19 protein-coding genes are annotated in these 18845 nt (G+C 73.9%); 5 read left to right on the top strand and 14 right to left on the bottom strand.

Annotated elements, in window-relative coordinates:
- Positions 1–105: 105 nt before the first annotated feature.
- The 3 genes from ACZ5D2_RS06960 to ACZ5D2_RS06950 are packed head-to-tail and all read left to right on the top strand — an operon-like array spanning position 106 to position 2836.
- A complete protein-coding gene (locus tag ACZ5D2_RS06960; protein ID WP_371680258.1) occupies positions 106–1374 on the top strand; it encodes a sensor histidine kinase in 1269 nt (422 codons plus the stop codon).
- Entirely contained in the window at positions 1362–2018 is a 657-nt protein-coding gene (locus tag ACZ5D2_RS06955) for a response regulator transcription factor (RefSeq protein WP_371680259.1), read from the top strand. Before ACZ5D2_RS06960 ends, ACZ5D2_RS06955 begins: the two co-directional genes overlap by 13 nt.
- Positions 2015–2836 carry a DUF4097 family beta strand repeat-containing protein gene (locus tag ACZ5D2_RS06950; RefSeq protein ID WP_371680260.1) on the top strand — a complete coding sequence of 274 codons (822 nt, stop codon included), beginning with the start codon at positions 2015–2017 and terminating at the stop codon, positions 2834–2836. Before ACZ5D2_RS06955 ends, ACZ5D2_RS06950 begins: the two co-directional genes overlap by 4 nt.
- A 33-nt stretch (positions 2837–2869) precedes the next feature.
- Here the strand turns inward: ACZ5D2_RS06950 and ACZ5D2_RS06945 are convergent, their stop codons facing one another.
- The 11 genes from ACZ5D2_RS06945 to ACZ5D2_RS06895 form a co-directional block, all read right to left on the bottom strand.
- On the bottom strand, positions 2870–3577 hold the full coding sequence (locus ACZ5D2_RS06945; RefSeq protein ID WP_371680261.1) for a DUF6882 domain-containing protein: 708 nt from the start codon (positions 3575–3577) through the stop codon (positions 2870–2872).
- A 28-nt stretch (positions 3578–3605) separates the two neighbouring features.
- Entirely contained in the window at positions 3606–4118 is a 513-nt protein-coding gene (locus tag ACZ5D2_RS06940) for a mycothiol transferase (protein ID WP_371680262.1), read from the bottom strand.
- A 108-nt stretch (positions 4119–4226) separates the two neighbouring features.
- Positions 4227–4874 carry a hypothetical protein gene (locus tag ACZ5D2_RS06935; protein ID WP_371680263.1) on the bottom strand — a complete coding sequence of 216 codons (648 nt, stop codon included), beginning with the start codon at positions 4872–4874 and terminating at the stop codon, positions 4227–4229.
- Between the two features lie 172 nt (positions 4875–5046).
- Positions 5047–7059 (bottom strand): RICIN domain-containing protein, encoded by a 2013-nt coding sequence (locus ACZ5D2_RS06930; RefSeq protein WP_371680264.1) that lies wholly within the window; start codon positions 7057–7059, stop codon positions 5047–5049.
- Between the two features lie 445 nt (positions 7060–7504).
- Complete coding sequence (locus ACZ5D2_RS06925; protein WP_371680265.1) at positions 7505–7837, bottom strand: TcmI family type II polyketide cyclase; 333 nt, start codon at positions 7835–7837, stop codon at positions 7505–7507.
- A gap of 45 nt (positions 7838–7882) precedes the next feature.
- Positions 7883–8350 (bottom strand): SRPBCC family protein, encoded by a 468-nt coding sequence (locus tag ACZ5D2_RS06920; RefSeq protein WP_030234396.1) that lies wholly within the window; start codon positions 8348–8350, stop codon positions 7883–7885.
- Position 8351: 1 nt separating this feature from the next.
- Entirely contained in the window at positions 8352–8606 is a 255-nt protein-coding gene (locus tag ACZ5D2_RS06915; protein WP_266836585.1) for an acyl carrier protein, read from the bottom strand.
- Between the two features lie 76 nt (positions 8607–8682).
- Complete coding sequence (locus tag ACZ5D2_RS06910; RefSeq protein ID WP_371680266.1) at positions 8683–9936, bottom strand: beta-ketoacyl synthase N-terminal-like domain-containing protein; 1254 nt, start codon at positions 9934–9936, stop codon at positions 8683–8685.
- Positions 9933–11204, bottom strand: a complete 1272-nt coding sequence (locus ACZ5D2_RS06905; protein WP_371680267.1) for a beta-ketoacyl-[acyl-carrier-protein] synthase family protein — start codon at positions 11202–11204, stop codon at positions 9933–9935. The genes ACZ5D2_RS06910 and ACZ5D2_RS06905 overlap by 4 nt, the downstream gene beginning before the upstream one ends.
- Positions 11201–11647, bottom strand: a complete 447-nt coding sequence (locus ACZ5D2_RS06900) for a cupin domain-containing protein (RefSeq protein ID WP_371680268.1) — start codon at positions 11645–11647, stop codon at positions 11201–11203. The genes ACZ5D2_RS06905 and ACZ5D2_RS06900 overlap by 4 nt, the downstream gene beginning before the upstream one ends.
- A 105-nt stretch (positions 11648–11752) precedes the next feature.
- Positions 11753–12850, bottom strand: coding sequence for a TcmI family type II polyketide cyclase (locus ACZ5D2_RS06895; RefSeq protein ID WP_371680269.1), 1098 nt, complete (start codon positions 12848–12850; stop codon positions 11753–11755).
- 316 nt (positions 12851–13166) lie between these two features.
- Here ACZ5D2_RS06895 and ACZ5D2_RS06890 point away from each other — a divergent pair, with 316 nt between their 5' ends.
- The gene (locus ACZ5D2_RS06890; RefSeq protein WP_371680270.1) at positions 13167–14801 is read left to right on the top strand and encodes an FAD-dependent oxidoreductase; all 1635 of its coding nucleotides are present in this window, start codon (positions 13167–13169) and stop codon (positions 14799–14801) included.
- A 17-nt stretch (positions 14802–14818) separates the two neighbouring features.
- Here ACZ5D2_RS06890 and ACZ5D2_RS06885 read toward each other — a convergent pair whose 3' ends face one another.
- Both ACZ5D2_RS06885 and ACZ5D2_RS06880 read right to left on the bottom strand, forming a co-directional pair.
- Complete coding sequence (locus tag ACZ5D2_RS06885; protein WP_371680271.1) at positions 14819–15028, bottom strand: acyl-CoA carboxylase subunit epsilon; 210 nt, start codon at positions 15026–15028, stop codon at positions 14819–14821.
- A gap of 64 nt (positions 15029–15092) precedes the next feature.
- The gene (locus tag ACZ5D2_RS06880; RefSeq protein WP_371680272.1) at positions 15093–16016 is read right to left on the bottom strand and encodes a DMT family transporter; all 924 of its coding nucleotides are present in this window, start codon (positions 16014–16016) and stop codon (positions 15093–15095) included.
- Positions 16017–16035: 19 nt separating this feature from the next.
- On the opposite strand from ACZ5D2_RS06880, the gene ACZ5D2_RS06875 reads away from it, so the two are divergent.
- Positions 16036–16557, top strand: a complete 522-nt coding sequence (locus ACZ5D2_RS06875; RefSeq protein WP_468927726.1) for a MarR family winged helix-turn-helix transcriptional regulator — start codon at positions 16036–16038, stop codon at positions 16555–16557.
- Between the two features lie 15 nt (positions 16558–16572).
- Here ACZ5D2_RS06875 and ACZ5D2_RS06870 read toward each other — a convergent pair whose 3' ends face one another.
- A complete protein-coding gene (locus ACZ5D2_RS06870) occupies positions 16573–18477 on the bottom strand; it encodes a galactose oxidase-like domain-containing protein (protein ID WP_371680274.1) in 1905 nt (634 codons plus the stop codon).
- Between the last annotated feature and the right edge of the window lie 368 nt (positions 18478–18845).

The following is an 18845-nucleotide window of genomic DNA, read 5'->3' as shown; positions in this document are numbered from 1 at the left end:
AAGATCAGTAGCTCCACCGTCCGAACCGGGGGTGGTGCCAGGTACACCCCCCACCGGGCACCAGGGTGGTGGTCGGCCGATGATCACTGCGATTACCGTACGGACATGACAACCCGCGGCGCCCTGCGGCGTACGTACACCTGGATCGCCGCGCACACCCCCTGGTCTGCGTGGGCCTGGCGCAACACCGTGTTCGGCGCGGCGGCGATCGTGCCCACCCTGCCCCTCGTCCTCGGGAGCGTGCTGCTCCTCGCGGCCCCCGGCCACACCCCGTACCTGCTGCTGCTCGCCGCCGTGGGCTCCCCGCTCCTGACCGGGGTCCAGCGCAGCCGCTTCCGTTCCCTGCTCGGCCTGGACATACCGCCCGTCGTCCGGGAACACCCCTGGACGACCGCCCGCGGCATCGCCGAACGGCTGCGCTCCGAATCGATCTGGCGGCAGTACGGCTACCACCTCGTGGCCGGCCCGCTCGTCGCCACCGGCGCCGCGCTCCTCGTCCTCGCCTGGGCGGTCGGCGCCGCCGCGGCGAGCGTGTACGCCTGGGCCTGGATGCTGCCCAGGGAGGAACCGTTCGGGCCGCCCACCGGCTGGCAGTCCCAGTACGACACGATCACCGTGCTCGGCGCACTGCTGCTGCTCGCCGCCCCCTGGGCGGCCGCGGCCCTGACCCGCCTGGACGCCGTCGCAGCGGCCGCCCTCCTCGGCCCCAACCGGGCCCGCGAACTGGAGCGGCGCGTCGAGGACCTCGCCGAGAGCCGGGCCGGGGTCCTGGACGCCGCCGACCTCGAACGCCGCCGCATCGAGCGCGACCTGCACGACGGCGCCCAACAGAGGCTGGTCTCCCTCGCCATGAACCTCGGCATCGCCCGCGCCACCCTCCCCGACCTGCCGCCCGAGGCCAAGGCCGTCATCGACGAGGCCCACCGCGAGGCCAAGGAGGCCATCGAGGAACTCAGCAACCTCGTCCGCGGCCTGCACCCGGCCGTCCTGGAGGACCGCGGCCTGGACGCCGCGCTCTCCGGCATCGCCGCCCGCGCGCCGCTGCCCGTCGAACTCACCGTGGACATCGCCGTCCGGCCGGGCCCCACCATCGAGGCCGTCGCCTACTTCGTGGTCTCCGAGACCCTCGCCAACGTGGCCAAGCACGCCCGGGCCCGGCGCTGTTCGGTCTCGATCGGCCGCGTCACCGGCGACCGCGGGGACCTGCTGCGCATCGTCGTCACCGACGACGGCGTCGGCGGAGCGGACCCGGCGGGCGGATCCGGCCTGGTCGGCCTGCGCAAACGCGTAGGGTCGGTCGACGGAACGATATTGATCAACAGCCCCCTCGGGGGCCCGACCGTCGTCACTGTGGAGCTGCCGTGCGGGCTGTGATCGCCGAGGACTCCGTCCTCCTGCGCATAGGTCTTGTCAAAGTCCTCGAAATGGCCGGGTTCGAGGTGTGCGCCGAGACCGGCGACGCCGAAGGGCTGCTCGCCGCGGTCGAGGAACACCGCCCCGAACTCGCCCTCGTGGACGTGCGCATGCCGCCCGGCTTCACCGACGAGGGCGTCCGGGCCGCCCTGGTGATCCGCAGCCAGAGCCCCGGCACGGCCGTGCTGCTGCTGTCCCAGTACGTGGAGGAGCGCTACGCCGCCGACCTGCTGTCCTCCCAGAACGGCGCGGGCATCGGCTACCTCCTCAAGCAACGCGTCGCCGACGTCGAGGAGTTCATCGACGCCCTGCGCCGGGTCGCGGGAGGTGGCACCGCCCTCGACCCGCAGGTCGTCGCCCAGCTGCTGCTGCGCCGCGGCGGCGGGCCCGACCCGCTGGAACGCCTGACCCCGCGCGAGCGCGAGGTGCTCGCGCTGATGGCCGAGGGCCGCTCCAACGCGGCGATCGCCGACGGGCTCGTCGTCAGCGAGAGCGCCGTGGCGAAGCACATCAACAACATCTTCGCCAAGCTCGACCTGCCCCCGGCCGCCGAGGCCCACCGCCGGGTCCTCGCCGTGCTGCGCTTCCTGGACGGCACCCCGTGACCCACCCCGCGCCCGTCGCCGCCGGGGCCGGGCACCGCGGTGCCTGGTACTGCGCCGCCGTCCTCGGCGCCGTCCTCGTCCTCCTCCCGGCCGGGTGGCAGGTGTGGGCCAAGACCAGCGGCCACACCGGCGTCCTGGAGGGCGACAGTGCCGGACGGACGGTGACCGCCGTCGAGATCTTCGCCGGTGCCGCGAACGTGGACATCACCCCGCGCGGCGACCGGGAGATCGGCTACCGGGCCGACGTCCGCTGGTCGTTCGGGCCACCGGTGATCGACGAGAGCTGGCTCGGCGACACCCTGAAGCTGACCCCGCGCTGCCCCGGCGACACCGTCACGGTGGCCGACGAAGCCGGCTGCTCCGTACGGCTGGCCGTGACCGTGCCCACGGGAGTTCCGGTCAAGGTGTCCGGAACCTCCGGACGGATCGGCGTCAGCGGCCTGGAAGGCACCGTCGACGCCGACGTGCAGTCCGGCTCGCTCAACCTGTCCGGCCTGCGCGGGCCCCTGCGGGCCAACGTCGATTCGGGCAGCCTCCACGCCGTCGGCCTCGCCTCCCGGCAGGTCGACGTCCGCGCGGGCGCCGGCCGGGCGGACGTCCGCTTCGTGGCCCCACCGGACCGCATCACCGCCCGCGCCGGCTCGGGCCGACTCGACCTCACGCTCCCCGAGGCCACCCGCTACCGCGTCACCGGCCACGTGGGCTCGGGCCGTTGCGAGGTGGACCACACCCTCCGCGACCCGTCGGCCCCGCGCACCCTGGACCTCTCCGCCGACTCCGGCACCGCCACGGCGGGCCACCGGGCCCCGTCCGACTGAACGGGCGGCCGGGACCCGCGGACCGGGCACGGGTCAGTGGTGGCCGGCGAGGGTCACGCGGATGTTCGCGATGCGGCCCAGTTCGTCGAAGGTGACCTCGGCTCCCAGGTTCCCGGGCAGGGTGGCCGTGATGCGGCCGGGCTCCTGGTGCTGGGGCAGGCCGTAGTGCTCGAAGTAGCCCGCCGCCATGGCGTACGGGGAGTGGCCGATCAGGCCCATCGCCGAGGTGAGCGCCCCCGGGAGCGCCTTGGAGTCGAAGACGGGGCGCGGCACCCGCGGGTCGTCGGCGAGCAGGTACAGCTGCGTGTCCGGACCGGCCTGCACGCTGAGGTAACCCGGCGCGCCGGTCACCCCCATCGCGGCGAAGGCGAGGGTCTCCGCGGCCCGGCGCGGGTCGGCGAAGCCCGACAGGTCCAGCGTCTCCTGCGCGAACTCGGCCATGCCGTACGTCCTGCCGTACTCCCCGGCGCGCCCGGCGAGCGCGACCACGGGAGTGCCCTGCAGCCCCGGGTTGGCCCAGCCCCACATCCAGGAGCCCCGGGAGAGGTCGTAGGTGCCCAGTACGGACACGCGCAGGTCGAGGCCGCCCTGGCGGTAGAGGCAGGCGTCGAGGTCGGCGGTCCAGTCACCCGCGGGCACGAAGGCCGTCAGGGCCTGGAGCTGCGCCGCGCCCCAGGCGGCGTGGCGTTCGGCTTCGAACAGGAAGGCGTCGCCGAAACGGGAGTTCACAGATGTCGTCACGGGCCACCACCCTAAGCCCGCCCGTGCGCTACTCCAGCCGCTCCAGGGCGCCCCGGACGAAGGCGGCCTGGCCCGCGTGCTGGAGGTCGTCCGCCAGCACGCTGACCAGGCGCACGCCCAGGGTGACCGGCGGGTCCCACCGTTCGTCCACGACCCGGTCGAGGTCGGCCGCCGCGAGGCCGTGCACGAACCGCAGGGTCTGCTCGTGCACGGCGTCGAAGTAGCCCAGCAGCAGCGCGAACTCGTCCACGCGGACCGCCGCGGCCTGGTGCGCGGTGTGCCCGTACCCGGTGGCCCCGACGGGCAGCCGCAGGCCGAAGCGGTCGGCCCAGCCCTGCTCCGGCCACACCTGGGCCAGTCCGGCGGCGTCGGCCACGTGGTCGTCCTGGACCCGCGTCAGGTGCCAGACGAGCCAGGCGATCGAGTTCGCCGCCGGGTCGGTCCGGGCGTTGAGTTCCTCGGCCGAGAGCCCGTCGACCACCTCGTGGACCACGTCCCGGACGCGTTCGAAGCCGTCCACGAGTACCTCGGTGCCCTTCATCGCCCTCTCCCGCCTCTCCCGCCACGTCCGCCGGACCGCCGGTCACCGCCGTTCACCGCCGGGACCACCATGCCGGTCCGCGGCGCGAGGGCGCGGGGCGACACTCCGTCAGGGCCGCCGCAGCCGCCTGCGGCGCAGCAGGATGCCGGCGGCGGCGCCGGCCAGGGCTATTGCGGCCACCCCGGCGGTGGTCCACCAGCCGGCGGCGCCGGTGTCGGAGGCGGGGGAGGCGGCCGGGGAGGCGCTCGGGGCGCCGGCCGGGGTGGCGGACGCCGGCGGAGCCTGCGGGGTCGTGGTCGCCGGGGCGCCGGAGGGGGAGGCGGTGGGAGAGGCGGCGGCGGAGGCGGTGGGCGGGGCCGGGTCAACCACCGGGACGGCCACCTCCTGCTGCGCGTGCCCCAGGGAGGGGAAGCCCGCGTCGACGGTCACCGTCCACGTGCCGGGCGGCAGCGCCTCGGCCGTCGTCCACGTCGCGGCCCCGCCGCTGCCGCGGACCAGCCGCCAGGGTCCCGCCGTACGGGTCCCGTCGGCACTGACCGCGTTCACGGTGGCCGCGACGGCCTCCTCGACGGCGTCGCCGTCGTTCTCCCAGGTGACGTCGGCGGTGACCCGCCCGGCCTGCTGACCGGTGATCACCACTTTGAGGGTGTCCCCGTGGGCGTGCGCGGCTCCGGCCAGGGCGACGGCCTGCACGGGCAGCAGCAGGGCCAGTCCGAGGACGGCGGGGAACGGGAGGGGACGCGGGCGCGTGGTCATGGTGCTCCAGGCGGGAGGTGGGGAGGCGGCGGGATGAGGGGATGTGGGGGGCGAGGGGCGAGGGGCGAGGGGCTTGGGGGGCCTGGGGGGCCTGGGGGAAGCGTGTGGGGAATGCGTGGGGGAGCGGAGCCGGAGGGCGGCCGGGGGAGCGGCCGCCCTCCGGAGCGGTGGGTCAGCCCGCCTTGCGGGCCGTCCAGGCCTGCGCGGGACGGCCGTCCGCGCGCTGGAGTTCGAGCAGCCAGTTCCCGTAGTAGGGACGGTTGCTCACCGCGAGGGCGAAGCCGCCGCTCGGGTCGGAGACGGTCGTCGAGCCGTCCCGGGTGGTCAGCCGCCACTGCTGCGCTGCGGCGTTCCCGCAGGGCTGCTGGGAGACCCACATCCCGGCGGCCGGGGCGCCGCCCGGCTGCAGGCACTTGCCGGAGACGGCGGACCGGATGCGGACGAGCCCGCTGCCGGCGTCGTCGAAGTACCACTGCTGCTGCGCGTAGCCGTTGGTGCGGCCCGCCACCAGGACGGTCCCGTCGGCGGTGCGGCCGTCCCACATCTCGGCGGCCATGCCGCTGCTGCCGTTGCCGAGCACGTAGCGGGTGCCCGGGGTGGTGGCGCCGCCGCCGGTGGCGGTCGTACGGAAGGAGGTGGCCTTGCCGGCGCCGCTGTCACGGCCGGCCGTGTCGCGGACCGAGACGGCGGCGGTGTAGTCGGTCCCGGCGCGCAGGCCGTAGACGCGCAGGGAGGTGGACTGCACCCAGGTCAGGTGCTTGCCGTTCAGCAGCACCTGGTACCAGGCGGCGCCCTCCGTGCGGGGCCAGCTCAGCACCACCGAGTCGGCCTGGATCTGGCCGGCCGTCACGACCGGTCCGCCCGTGGGCTTCTTGGTGGGCGAGGGCGAGGGGGTGGGCTTGGTCGTCGGGCCGGGGTTCGGGTTCGGACCGGGCCCGGTGCCGCCGCCGTCGGCGCGCATCAGGAACTGGTTGTCGGCGATGTTCCAGTGGGTCGCCAGGTAGCTGCCGGGCTTCGGGCTGGTGTGGAAGTAGTCGTCGTGGTTGCAGTCCAGGATGTTCTCGGACGCCTGGTTCGTGCACACGTTGCGCATCTGCGGGTAGTACGGGGTGTCCGAGTAGCACATGACGTCGAACTCGTCGGTGCAGTGCGCGCCGCGGCTGGTGTTGGGGGCGCTGTTGTTGACCGCGCCGAGGTTGTGTCCGAGTTCGTGCGCGGCGGTGTGACCGCCCCAGCAGCCCGAGTCCGTGCGCCCGTAGGAGGGGCCGAAGTTGCTCAGGTTGTTCTGGCCGGGCCGCTCGTCGCCGTTGAAGGTGCCGATGCCGCAGTAGATCTGGGTGTCCGAGAAGATCATGTACTTGCGGTCGCGGCGGTCCAGGCCCTTGCCTGCGAGCGCGGCGTTGGTGGCGCTGAACTCGGCGAGGGCCGAGTCCGGGAGCTCGATGCTGATCACGGACGGGGTGCAGTCGGCGGCCGTCACGTAGCGGATGTGCCGGATGCCGCCGGTCTCCTTGGCGCTGGCCGCGTAGATGAGGTCGGCGTCGGCCGCCCACTTGCGGAAGGACGCCAGGTACTCGGCGTAGCGGTCGCGGCCGGGGCCGTGGGCGTAGACGACCTGGACCCGGTTGCCCGAGGTCCCGTCGCCGTCGCACTGGACGGTCTGTCCGGCCGGTCCGGCCGCGATGCCCTGGCTGCCGGAGGCCGGCGGGGCGGGGGTCGCCGCGGAGGCGGCCGTACGGGCGTCGGCCGCGGGCGCGTCCTGAGGACGCCCGCCGCCCTCCGTGGCCGCCGGGTCGGCGGAGGCGGGCGCCGCGGGATCGGCGGCCGGGGCCTTGGTGCGGACCACGGGCTGGACGTCCTTCTTGATGTCCACGCCCCCGGGGGGAGCGTCGGGCCCGTGGGTGCAGAGTCCGGCGTCCGTGCGGTAGACGCCGACGCAGCGGTCGCCCTTGGGGGCGGCCTCCAGGCCGTCGTAGACCATGCCGCGGGCGTTCTCGTTCGCCGGGGCGCTGGAGAGGGCGGCCGGTTCCGCGTCCCGGGCCGGTGCGGCGGCCGGTTCGGCGGGCGCGCCGGCCCCCGAGGCCTGCGCGGGGGTGCCTGCCTCGGCGTCCGCGTCGAGTCCCGCGTAGGCGATGCCGCCCGCGATCATCGCCGCCGTGGCCATGGCGGCGGTCAGGAGTATCAACCTGCGCGGTTTGCGCCGGTGTTCACGCTGTCTGCGTCGTCGGCCGGTGGATCGTGCTGTCATGCGCACCTCAAGTCCTGGTCAGGAGAGTGGGTGCGCGGAAGCTTGCCAGACGGGAGCCTCGGAGAATTCGGACAAACGGGAGCCGGGTCCGGGAAATCTATCCGTTACCTTGTGACTTGATTTGATGAACTGTCAACTCGCTTTGAAATCAAGCGAGTTACGCGCGTTGCGCGGAAAGGTCCAGGCCTTTTCGGGCGATGTCGTTATCAAATCGAGATAAGCGGGCAATGCTTATTGACGGCAATTCAGTCAGGTATTCATGTAAAAACTACCTGCCGAATTCTCCCCGTCACGAGCGGTGAAGCGCGACGGGGATCCGGACGTGGCCGTGGGTGCCCAGGCCGCCCGGCCGGTGCGGCGCCGGCTTGGGCACCCGTACGGACTAGCGCGCGGCGTCCCGCTCCCAGCGGTAGAACCGGGTGGCCATGGCGTCCTTCGGGCCCCGCCAGGTCTTCGGGTCGTGCGGGCTGATGAAGGCCGAGAGCCGTTCGCTGAGGTCGCGGAACTCCGGGTGGCCGGTGACCTGCGCGATGGCCGGACCGGGGTCCTTCTCGGACTCGATCAGGTGCAGGTACACGTCCCCGAACTGGAAGAGACTGCGGCGGCTGACGCCGACCAGTCGGGGGAGCTCGCCCGCGTCCGAGGTGGCGAACAGGTCGGCGATGTCGGGTGCCGATCCGGGCGCCATGCGGGCCACGATGAGGGCTTGGTGCATCGGGAGGGTTGCCTTTCGACTCTGAGGGTGCGGAGGGCGGTGCGCTCAGCGGCGGGAGGCCACCCGCTCGCGGCGCTCGATCTTGTCCCGGATCAGTTCCATCTGGATGCGGGAGTTGTGGTTGATGCGGTCGGTCATCCCCGCGTCGTCGATCGGCGCGTCCGGCTTCATCGCGAAGTCCTGGACCCACCGCATGCGGGTGCCGCCGCCGGGCGCCTCGCCGTACTCCCAGTGGATGTCCATGTGCGCGAACGGACCCGTCTCGACCCGGCGCGCCTTCACCGTCAGGCCCGCGCGGTCCACCGTCCGCTCCGAGACCCAGCTCCACACCACCCCGTTCTCGTCCGGGTGCATGGCGAGACGGAACCGGGTGGTGTTCCCGGCCTTCTCCAGGATCTCGATCGACGCGTACTCGCTGAACAGCTCCGGCCAGTTGGGGAGGTCGTTCGTGACGTCCCAGACGACGTCGACGGGCGCGTTGACGGTGATCTCGTTGTCGGTGTGTCCAGGCATCTCAGGCTCCGGTCATGAGGCTGTTGTTGACGAGGTCGACGAACTCGCGGGGGCTCTTGCAGCGGTCCGCGTCGGTGGGCAGCGCGCGGCCGCGCCGGTTCTCCAGCTCACCGACGATGCCCAGCAGGCCCAGCGAGTCCAGGCCGTAGTCGTCGAACCGGGAGTCCGGACGACTCGCCAGCTCGGTGGGGTCGACGGTGATGCCGGCGGACTTCATGAGCGTCGCCAGCTCTTCCATGGTCAGTCGGTCGGACATGGTGCCTTCTCTCTCTTCCAGCTTCCGGGGGCCGCGCCGAACCCTGCGCGGCCCTGACCAGCCGGGGTCCCGGTCCCTACGCGCGGGATTCGGGCCCCTTGCGGAGGACGAGTGCCGCGTTCGACCCCATCCGGCCGCGGCTCAGGACGAGCGCGGTCCGCACGGGGGCGACCCGGGCGCTGCCGGTGACCACGTCGAGGTCGTGGCAGACGTCGAACACGTTCGGGGTCGGCGGCACGACCCCGTGTTCCAGGGCCAGCACGGCCGCGGCCGTGTCGAGGGTGCCGGCCGCGCAGTACGCACGTCCGATCCCCGTCTTGGGGGCGGTCACCGCCACCTTGGAGCCGTGACCGCCGAGCGCGTCGCGGATCGCCCGCGCCTCCGCCGCGTCGGCCTCGGGCGTACCCAGGGCGTCCGCGAAGACCACGTCCACCTCCTCGGGCGCGCAGCCCGCCTCCCGCAGCGCACCGCGGATGGCGTGGGCCAGGCCCTCGCCGTCCCCGTCCGGCCGCCGCGTCCCGGTGAAGGTGGCGGCGTGGCCGGCCAGCAGGGCCCGGACCGTCGCGCCCCGCCGCCGGGCGGCCTCCGCGTCCTCGACGACGAACATCGCGCCGCCCTCGGCCGGGACGAACCCGCACGCCTTGGCCGTGAAGGGCCGGTAGGCGCGCTCCGGGTCGTCCCAGGTGCTGAGGCCCTCGTAGCCGAGCTGGCAGACCACCGAGTACGGGGCGAGCGGGGCCTCCGTCGCGCCGGCCAGCATGGCCCGGCTGCCCTGCCGGATCGCCCGGGTGGCGTGCGCGAAGGCGTCCAGGCCGCCCGCCTCGTCGCTCGCGACGACCCCGCACGGGCCCTTGAACCCGCGCCGGATGGAGATCTGGCCGGTGCTGGCCGCGTAGAACCAGGCGATCGACTGGTACGGGCCGACGAAGCGGGGGCCCTGCCCCCACAGCCGTTGCAGCTCGCGCTGCCCGAACTCGCCGCCGCCCGAGCCGGCCGCGGTGACGACGCCCACCGCGTACGGGTCGTCCTCGTAGTCGGCCCGCCCCAGCCGGGCGTGCTCCAGCGCCAGATCGGCGGCGGCCAGCGCGTAGTGGCTGAAGCGGTCGGTCTGCACGAGGAAGCGGTCCTCGACCAGCGCCCCGGGATCGAATCCCCGGACCTCGCCCGCGACCCGCACGGGAAGGTGCTCGCAGCCCTGCCGGGTCACCCGGTCCAGGACGCTGTCGCCCGCCTGCGTCGCCTTCCAGAAGGCGTCCGCGCCGATCCCGTTGGGGGCGACGACCCCGATGCCGGTGACGGCCACCGACGTGCCGGCAGTACGGCTCTTCACGCGCGTACCTCCTTGGGCTGGGTCAGGACCACGGCGGACTGGAAGCCGCCGAACCCGCTGCCGACGGACAGCACGCTGCGCAGGGTGTGGCTGCGGGCGGTGCGCGGCACGTAGTCCAGGTCGCATTCGGGGTCGGGGGTCTCGTAGTTCGCGGTCGGCGGCACCACGTGATGGGTCATCGCCAGGACGCAGGCCGCGAGTTCGATCGCCCCGATGGCGCCGAGGGAGTGTCCCACCATGGACTTGATGGAGGTCATCGGCGTCCTGTAGGCGTGGTCCCCGAGCACCCGCTTGACGGCCGCCGTCTCGTGGCGGTCGTTCTGCTTGGTGCCGGAGCCGTGCGCGTTGACGTAGTCGATCTCACCGGCGCCGACCCGGGCCTGGGCCAGGGCCCTTTCGATGGCCCGCGCCATCTCCAGGCCCTCGGTGGTCAGCCCCGTCATGTGGTGGGCGTTGCCGAAGGTGGCGTACCCGCCGATCTCGCAGTAGACGGTCGCGCCGCGGGCCCGGGCGTGCTCCAGCTCCTCCAGGACCAGCACGGCGCCGCCCTCGCCGAGGACGAAACCGTCCCGGTCTGCGTCGAAGGGCCGAGAGGCGTGCGCCGGGTCGTCGTTGTTCGCCGAGGTCGCCTTGATGGCGTCGAAGCAGGCCACGGTGATGGGGGAGACCGGGGAGTCCGACGCCCCGGCTATGCACACGTCCATCCGGCCCTCCTGGATGGAGTGCACGGCGTAGCCGACGGCGTCGAGCCCGGACGTGCAGCCCGTGGAGACGGTCTGCACCGGCCCGCGCGCCCCCGTCTGCTCCGCCACCGCCGAGGCGAGGGTGGCGGGGGTGAACGCGCGGTGCAGGAAGGGGGAGGACAGCCGGTGGTCCACGTCCCACCAGTCGCCGTGCTGGCTGACCGCCACGTAGTCGTGCTCCAGCCGGGTGGTACCGCCGACCGCCGTGCCCAGGGAGACGCCGGTGCGCCAGGCGCTCTCGTCGTCGAGTTCCAGGCCGGAGTCGGCCACCGCCTCGCGGGCGGCGACCAGGGCGAACTGGATGTACCGGTCCGCGCGGGCCGCCTCGTCCTCGCTCAGGCCGTGCTCGGCCGGGTCGAAATCGACCTCGGCGGCTATCCGGGAGCGGAACCCGGCCGGGTCGAAGAGGGTGATGCCACGCGTCGCCGTACGGCCGTTGGACAGCAGGTCCCAGAAGGCGGGGGCGCCGATGCCCCCCGGAGCCACGACACCGACCCCGGTCACGGCCACCCGCCGGCGGGTCACGAAACCGCTCCGGTGCGCTCCGGCGGACGCTCCGCCCACCCGGAGGCCTCCGGGTGGGCCGCCTCCTCGGTGTCGACGTGGCCCAGTTCCGGGCGCGGGGCGAGCGGACCCAGGTGGAAGACCATCCGGGCCTCGGTGGAGCCGACGTTGCGGAACCGGTGGCGCATGTTCAGCGGGACGAGCAGCCCCTGGTCGACGCGCAGCGGGTGCGGCTCGCCGTCCAGGTCGACTTCGAGGGTCCCGGCGACCACGTACACGAACTCCTCGGAGTACGGGTGGTAGTGCTCGGCGATCGACTCGCCCGGGGCCATCACCGCCAGTCCCATGAAGCCGCTGGTCGAGCCCACCGACGTCGGGGTGAGCACGGCGCGCAGATCACCTCCGCGCCTGCGGTTGGGCTGGGTCTCGCTGAGGTCGACGATGCGCGGGTGATGTCTGGTCATGCTGGCTTCCTCCTGGCGGATCGGGAGCCCGCGGTGCGCACGGACTGCCGGATGGGTGGTGGGGACGGGACGGGGTACGGGGGCTCCGGGCGCGGGGCGCCCGGATCAGTCCCGCGCCGGCGCGCGCCGGTCGGTGATGGGGGTCATGGGGCGGGGGGCGTCGGCCGCGGTGGCGGGATCCCCGGTGAGCAGGCGCCGCAGCACGGCCGCCCGCCGGGGGCCCTCGATGCCGAAGCCGCCGGCGAAGCGGCCGTCGGCCGGTCCGTCCACGTCGAGGAGGCGGACCACCACGTCGTCCCGCTGGAAGATGCTGCTGCTGAGCACGGGACTCGTGGGGAGCTTCGCCGCCGCCTCGTCCTGCCGGGCGAGGAAGCGGGCCACGAGCGGGCCGCAGCCGGGCTTGGCCGGATACAGGAGCGCGTGCCGCGTCACCTCCGCCGGCTGCTGCCCGTGCGCCGCCACGTGGTGCACGGCGGGCAGCGCCGCGCGCATGAAGAACATCCGCGCCGACTCCGGATCGGCCAGGTCCCGGTCCTGTTCCAGGTACGGGTTGATGGCGTGCTCCACGGCACGGACCTCGGGCTGCTCCGACACGTGCCGCAGCGCCGCCGTCAGGTCGCCCTCGACCTCCACCGCCCGCACCACCCGGTTGCCGTACATGAACAGGGAGGTGCGGCACAGCCGGGTGTGGTCGTCGACGCGGGCCTGCGGGGAGTCGTAGGACGACAGGATCCGAGCGACCTTCTCCTCGCTGCCCGGCTTGACCGTGAAGGTCAGCGCGTGCCGGACGATCCCCGCGCCGAGCCGGGGCGAGCCCTGGAGCCGGGCGCGGAGCGCCCGCTCGGGAGCCTCGTAGCGCTTGCCGGTCTCCCGCAGCACGGTGAACGTCAGCGGGCGCATCGAGCGGGCGCAGGCACCCAGCGGCCGGACCTGCGCCGCGTGCTCCTCGCTGTTCACCCAGGCGAGGTACTGCGGGGCGCTCTCCCACTCACTGGTGATCAGCCACTGCGAGGGGTTCGCGAAGGACTGGCAGAGCTGGTCGCCCAGGTGCCCGGGCACCGACGCGATGTCGTGCCGGAGCTGCTCGTACGCCTCGAAGAAGCGCTGTTGGGCGCCCTCGTGGAGATCCATCAGCAGGACGACCCGGAGCATGGAGCCGTCGAAGGCGGACTGCGACACCCGTTCGGACAGGGTGGTTGTCATCTGCTCACTCCTTCGTGAGTGCACGGAGACCGCCACGTACGCGTTCCGGTGCGTGATCGGCGGCAACGGCCCGGGGGCGGGCGGTCCGCCGGCCGGTGGGCCGGTGGGTCCCGCGGGCTCGCGGGCCTCCGCGGTCGGGGACGGCGGGCGGTGTGGCCGAAAGGGCTCCCGCTGTCGCTCATCGTCATCCGGCGGGGTACGGATCGCTACATCTCCGGATCAAGCGGGTGACAAGACGCGACTCGCCAGGGCAAGAACCCTGATCGGGGGCATAAGGCGTCCACTGCCCCCCACACGAAACAGGAGCCCGCAGCCGATGGAAGAGCATGCCGATGTCCGCGTACCGGTCCTCGTCGTGGGAGGCTCCCTCGTGGGCCTGTCCACCTCGCTGTTCCTGAGCCGTCACGGCATCAGGCACCTGTTGGTCGAGAAGCACGCCGGTACCTCGGTCCACCCCCGCGGCCGGGGGATCAACGCCCGCACGATGGAACTGTTCCGCACGGCGGGCGTCGAACCCGCCATCCGCAAGGAAGCTTCCGCCCTGGAGGCCAATCAGGGCATCCTGCAGACCCGGTCGTCGCTCGTCGACGGCGAGCACAAGTGGCTCGTCAAGGCCGTCGACCCGTCCGGCGCGCTCAAGAAGTTCAGCCCCACCGGCTGGTGCCTGTGCAGCCAGAACAACATCGAGCCGGTACTCGCCGCGCAGAGCCGCGCCCAGGGCGCCGACGTGCGCTTCGCCACCGAACTGATGAGCTTCGACCAGGACGAGACCGGTGTGAGCGCCGTGGTGAAGGACCGGGAGACCGGCGAACACCTCACCGTCCGCGCCGACTACCTGATCGCCGCCGACGGACCGCGCAGCCCCGTCCGTGAGGCGCTGCGCATCCGCCAGACGGGCAACGGCGAGCTCTTCCACAACGTGAGCATCGTCTTCCGCTCGGAGCGGCTCGCCGACGTCCTGGGCGACCTGCGCTTCATCGTCTGCTACCTGATGAAGCCGGGCGCCGACGGGGCGCTGCTGCCGGTGGACAACGAGACCCAGTGGGTCTTCCACGCCCCCTGGCACCCGGAGACGGGCGAGACCCTGGAGGACTTCACCGACGAGCGCTGCAGGGAGCAGATCCGCTCGGCGATCGGCGTGCCCGACCTGGACGTGGAGATCGGCGGCAAGGCGCCCTGGCACGCCGCCGAACGGGTCGCGGAGCAGTACGGCGTCGGCCGGGTCTTCGTGGTGGGCGACGCCGCCCACGAGATGTGCCCGACCGGCGCCTTCGGCTCCAACACCGGCATCCAGGACGCGCACAACCTCGCCTGGAAGGTCGCCGCGGTCCTCGAAGGCGCCGCCGGACCGGAGCTGCTGCACACCTACGAGCAGGAGCGGCTCCCCGTGGCCCGGGCCACCAGCGAGCGCGCCTCGGCCCGTTCGGCCGAACACAGCCACCCCGGGTACGTACCGCCCCCCACCATGGGCGGCGGTCCGGGCAGCGGGGTCCTCACCACCGCGATGGGCTACTGCTACCCCGAGGGCGCGGTCCTCGGCGGCGACCCGTCCCGGCCGGTCATCCCCGAGACCATGCGGCTGCGGGGCGACGTGGGTACCCGCGCCCCGCACATGTGGCTGACCCGGGCCGGCGAGCGGATCTCCGCCCTCGACCTCTACGAGCGCTCCTTCGTGCTGCTCAGCGGACCGGGCACGCCCTGGCGGGAGGCGGCGCGGGAGGTGGCGCGGCAGACGGGCGTGCGCCTGGACGCCTACGCGATCGGCTCCGGAGCCGACGCCGACCTGGTCCAGCCGGACGGCGCCGACTGGGCCGAGCTGCACGAGGTGCCGGCCGACGGGGCGGTCCTGGTGCGCCCGGACGGGTTCGTCGCCTGGCGTTCGGAAGGGGCCGCTGCGGACCCGCGGGCCGTCCTGACGGACGCGCTGACGCGGCTGCTGCGCCGCCCCTGACACCACTCGGGCAGGGCCTATTGGCAGGCCCAGCACCCCGCCCAGCATCCGTGGCCCGCGGGCCGCGGACGCTGGCGGTGGTGCGCGGTGCGCTCGGTGCGGTCGCAGGAGGGCGTGACCCGGCCGGCGAGGCAGGCGACCACCACGGTGATCGCGGCCAGTTCCTCGGGTTCGGCGGTGCCCCGGTGGACCCGGAGCAGGCTCGATATGGCGGCGTCGCTTCGCATCGGCACGGCCTCCCGGCAGGAGAGTTCGCCCTCGCCGGGCCGTCCGGCGCCGACGCTGACGACGCTACGAGCCGGCGGGTGGGCTGTCGTGCCGGGGAGCTCCGTCCACAGCCATCCGTGCGACGCGCGCGGGCCGGGCGGCCGCGGCCCCCGGGCGGCCGAGGAAGACGCCGGCCACCGCCAGCAGCAGCCCGCACAGCTGGCGCGCCGTCAGGCTCTCCCCGGCCACCGCGAGCCCCAGCAGCACTCCCGTCACCGGATTGAGCAGCCCGAGCAGCCCGACCGTGGCCGCGGGCAGCCGCCGCAGCCCCGCGAACCAGGTGGTGAAGGCGAGGGCCGTCGCCACCAGGACCGCGTAGCCGAACCCGATCGCCGCCCGGCCGTCGACGGCCGGCGGCGCGCCCTCCACCGCGACGGCGAAGGGCAGCAGCAGGAGCCCGCCGCCGAGCAGCTGCCAGGAGGCCGAGGCGAGCACCCCGGCGCCGGCGCTCCAGCGTTTGGCCAGGACGTAGCCGAGCGCGGACATGGCCATGGCGACGGCGGCGGCCAGGACCCCGAGCGCGTCGGCGGGCACGCTGCCCGTGAACAGCATCAGCGCCACCCCGCCCGCCCCCAGCCCCGCCCCGGCCAGGTGCCGCGAGGCCGGCCGCTCGCCCACCAGGGGCCAGGCGATCAGCATCATGGTCAGCGGTCCGGTCGCCATCACCGTCGCGGCCACACTGCTCGGCAGCCGTTGCGCGGCCACGTACACGAGGGCGAAGAACCCGCCCATGTTGAGCACGCCCAGCAGGAGCGACTTCCACCACCAGGAGCCGCGCGGCAGCTCGCGGCTCACGGCCAGGAGCAGCAGCCCGGCGGGCAGGGCGCGGATCGCCGATCCGTAGAGGGGGTGGCCGTCGGGGAGGAACGCGCGGGTGACGTAGTAGTTGGCGCCCCAGGCCACCGGGGCTATCGCCGTGACCAGGGACCACCGTAGATTCGCTTCCATGGAAGGTACAGTACCTTCCATGGAAGACATCAAGAGCGGTCCGCCGGACCACGTCGCCCGCATCCAGGCGGAGTGGGCCCGTGAGCGCCCCGACCTGGACGTGGCCCCCCAGGCGGTGATCGGCCGGCTGCACCGCCTCGGCCTGCTGCTGACCGAACGCCTCACCCCCGTCTACCGGCGCCACGGCCTGGGCGAGGGCGAGTTCGACGTCCTGGCCGCGCTGCGCCGGGCGGGCGAACCCTTCGAGCGGGCGCCCGGCGAGCTGGCCGCCCACACGATGGTCACCACGGGAGCCATGACCAAGCGGATCGACCGGCTCGAACGGGACGGGCTGGTCACCCGCCGCCGGTCGGCCGTCGACGGCCGCGGCCGCGTGGTCGCCCTCACCCCGGCGGGCCGCGAGGTGATCGACCGCGCCTTCGCCGACCACATCCGCAACGAACGCGCCCTCCTCGACGCGCTGACCCCCGCCGAGGCCGCCGGACTGGAGGTGCTCCTCACCGCCTGGCTCTCCCGCGTCGAACCGCCCGCGGAGGTCTGAGCGGAGTCCGGTCCGCTAGCGGACCCCGAGCTTCAGCCACTTCGCCGTACTGGGGACGCCCCGGCCGTCCAGGAGGAAGAGCATGTAGTACCCGGGCGGCGCGTCGGCCGGCGTGGCCGGCGTGCGCAGGGTGATCGTGTCGCCGCGCACCCCGCTGACCGGCAGCTCCAGGTGGCGCTGGCTGGTGTTCACCGCGTGGGTGACCGTGGTCGGCGCCAGCAGGACGGCCCGTCGCACGGCGGACGCGGTGGAGCTGCGCACCTCGAAGGCCGCGCCGTGGGGGAGCTCGCCGCCCGGGGCCCGGTCGAGGGCGGGCCGGGGACCCCGGTGCAGGTACGCGGGCTCGTAGAGCTCGATGCTGCCGTCCATCGCGTCGCGGATGTCGGGGTCGTTGGCGATCTGCTGGAGCTCGTCACCGGTCACCATGACCCGGCCGTCCGGCATGACCAGGGCGTTGGAGTGGTAGCCGCGCGGCAGCCGCTGGGCGGGGCCCAGCCGCCAGCGGCCGTCCGCGCCGCGCAGTTCGGTCTGCCGGTACTTGAGGTCGGCCTTCGGGTTGAAGGGGCCGTTGCCGTAGTCCCGGGTGCTCAGGGCGCCGTTGACGGTGAGCAGGGTGGCGTCGGGCAGGATCAGGGTGTCGTCCTGGGTGCGGCCGAAGGCCCGGGGCTCCTCGGTGGTCCACCCCGCCCCCGACAGCCTGTACGTGTTCGGGTCGAGCGGGTCGCCGCCGAGGACCAGGATGGAGTCGGGGCCGCGCAGGCCGGCCGGGAGCGGTACGGCGGATCCGTACCCGCGGAAGTCGGCCGGACGCCGGGGGAGGTCGCGGCGGGTCTCCTTGACGGGGTCGAACAGCCATTGCTGGTCGGCGTCGCGGCCCAGGCCGTAGATCATGCCGTCGCGCAGGGAGAAGAGGTGCGGGTAGTCGTTGCGGAAGGGCGCGTCCGCGCCGAAGCGTTCCGAGGCGATGTCGAGGGGGATGTCGTACGGGCGCCAGGGGACGGGCAGCCGCTTCGCCGGGAACCGCTCCACCACCGGGGTGGGGGTGCCCGTACCGCGCTCGGACTGGCCCGACATGATGATCTGGCGGCCGTCCGCGCCGGTGACCACCGAGGGGTACCAGCGGCCCACGGACATGTCCCGGTTGCGGTACCAGTTCTCGGTCCAGGGGTCGAACACGAAGGAGAGGCGGGCGCCGCTGCCCCCCTTGCCGCCGTTGTTGCCGCCGAACACGGCGACCATCCCGTTGGGCAGGAAGGCGTGTCCGGCACAGAAGAACGGAGCGGGGCGCGGGGAGTGGGTGCCGTCCGGGATCAGGACGGTCGGCGGCCGGACCTCCTTGAAGGCCCGCGCGCCCGTTCCGCGGGCCGGGTCCCAGAGGAAGGCGCGGCCGGCGTTGGTCCGTCCGAGCCGGTCGGTGGGGCCGGTCTCCTTGGTGGGGTCGGTCTCGATCCGTTCGAAGGAGAACAGCAGCACCTTGCCGGTGGGGAGCTGGGCGACGTGGACACCGAAGTCGGGGGAGGGGAAGAACTCGGCGAACCGGCCGAACCGGGCGGCCGGGAAAGCGGCGTTGGCGCGGGCCTGGGAGTCCGTCAGAGCGGCCAGGCTCGCCGTACGGGTGGCCTGCGGGTAGCCGCCGGCGTCCCGGGCGGCCCGGCGCCGCCCCGCGTGGGCCCGTGCGTGCTCCTCGCCGATCAGGGCCGCTTCGCCGGGGTCGGCCGCGGCGGGAGCCGCTCCGGCCGGGGCCGGCCCGCCGTGGTGCGCGTCCCCGCGGCCGCCGTCGTGCGCCGGGGGCCGGAGCGGCCCGGAGGCGGCGGCCGCGGCAGGGACGGCGGCCGAGGCCGCCACGGCCAGCGCGGAGACGAGGACGCCCGCGGACAGGACGGCGGATCGTACGGCGGACCGGTGTGCTGCTCGGGGCATGCGTCTCCTCGGTGGGCAACCGCCGGGTCGGGACGGCCCATGGTAGAAGAACCGGGATGAATCACCTCATACCGCGCGAGTGTGTTTCCCCGGGACCGCTGTTTCCCGGGATCACCGACGGGACGCCGCCCGCGCGCGGTGCCCGTTCTCCTCCTCGGACCGGTTCAGAGCAGCCCGTTGTCCCGGGCGTACAGGGCGGCCTGCTGACGGCCCCGGCGGCCGCCCGGACGGGCCCCCGACGGCGTACGGGTCCCGGGTGCCGAGTACACCGTCTCCGCCCGTCTCGCCGACCTGAGCACGACGGGCACGGTCCCCACCGGGCACACCGACCCCGTCGACTGGGCGGGTCTGGAGGCCTCCGGCACCAC

The organism is Streptomyces sp. NPDC031479, from assembly GCF_055581065.1.
This window is presented reverse-complemented; position numbering and strand designations above follow the sequence as displayed.

Bases quoted from the DNA above. Each gene is read 5' to 3' on its own strand.
- ACZ5D2_RS06960 (WP_371680258.1), top strand. From the start codon at position 106: ATGACAACCCGCGGCGCCCTGCGGCGTACGTACACCTGGATCGCCGCG.
- ACZ5D2_RS06940 (WP_371680262.1), bottom strand. From the start codon at position 4,118: ATGAAGGGCACCGAGGTACTCGTGGACGGCTTCGAACGCGTCCGGGAC.
- ACZ5D2_RS06935 (WP_371680263.1), bottom strand. From the start codon at position 4,874: ATGACCACGCGCCCGCGTCCCCTCCCGTTCCCCGCCGTCCTCGGACTG.
- ACZ5D2_RS06925 (WP_371680265.1), bottom strand. From the start codon at position 7,837: ATGCACCAAGCCCTCATCGTGGCCCGCATGGCGCCCGGATCGGCACCC.
- ACZ5D2_RS06920 (WP_030234396.1), bottom strand. From the start codon at position 8,350: ATGCCTGGACACACCGACAACGAGATCACCGTCAACGCGCCCGTCGAC.
- ACZ5D2_RS06915 (WP_266836585.1), bottom strand. From the start codon at position 8,606: ATGTCCGACCGACTGACCATGGAAGAGCTGGCGACGCTCATGAAGTCC.
- ACZ5D2_RS06900 (WP_371680268.1), bottom strand. From the start codon at position 11,647: ATGACCAGACATCACCCGCGCATCGTCGACCTCAGCGAGACCCAGCCC.
- ACZ5D2_RS06895 (WP_371680269.1), bottom strand. From the start codon at position 12,850: ATGACAACCACCCTGTCCGAACGGGTGTCGCAGTCCGCCTTCGACGGC.
- ACZ5D2_RS06890 (WP_371680270.1), top strand. From the start codon at position 13,167: ATGGAAGAGCATGCCGATGTCCGCGTACCGGTCCTCGTCGTGGGAGGC.
- ACZ5D2_RS06885 (WP_371680271.1), bottom strand. From the start codon at position 15,028: ATGCGAAGCGACGCCGCCATATCGAGCCTGCTCCGGGTCCACCGGGGC.
- ACZ5D2_RS06880 (WP_371680272.1), bottom strand. From the start codon at position 16,016: ATGGAAGCGAATCTACGGTGGTCCCTGGTCACGGCGATAGCCCCGGTG.
- ACZ5D2_RS06875 (WP_468927726.1), top strand. From the start codon at position 16,036: ATGGAAGACATCAAGAGCGGTCCGCCGGACCACGTCGCCCGCATCCAG.
- ACZ5D2_RS06870 (WP_371680274.1), bottom strand. From the start codon at position 18,477: ATGCCCCGAGCAGCACACCGGTCCGCCGTACGATCCGCCGTCCTGTCC.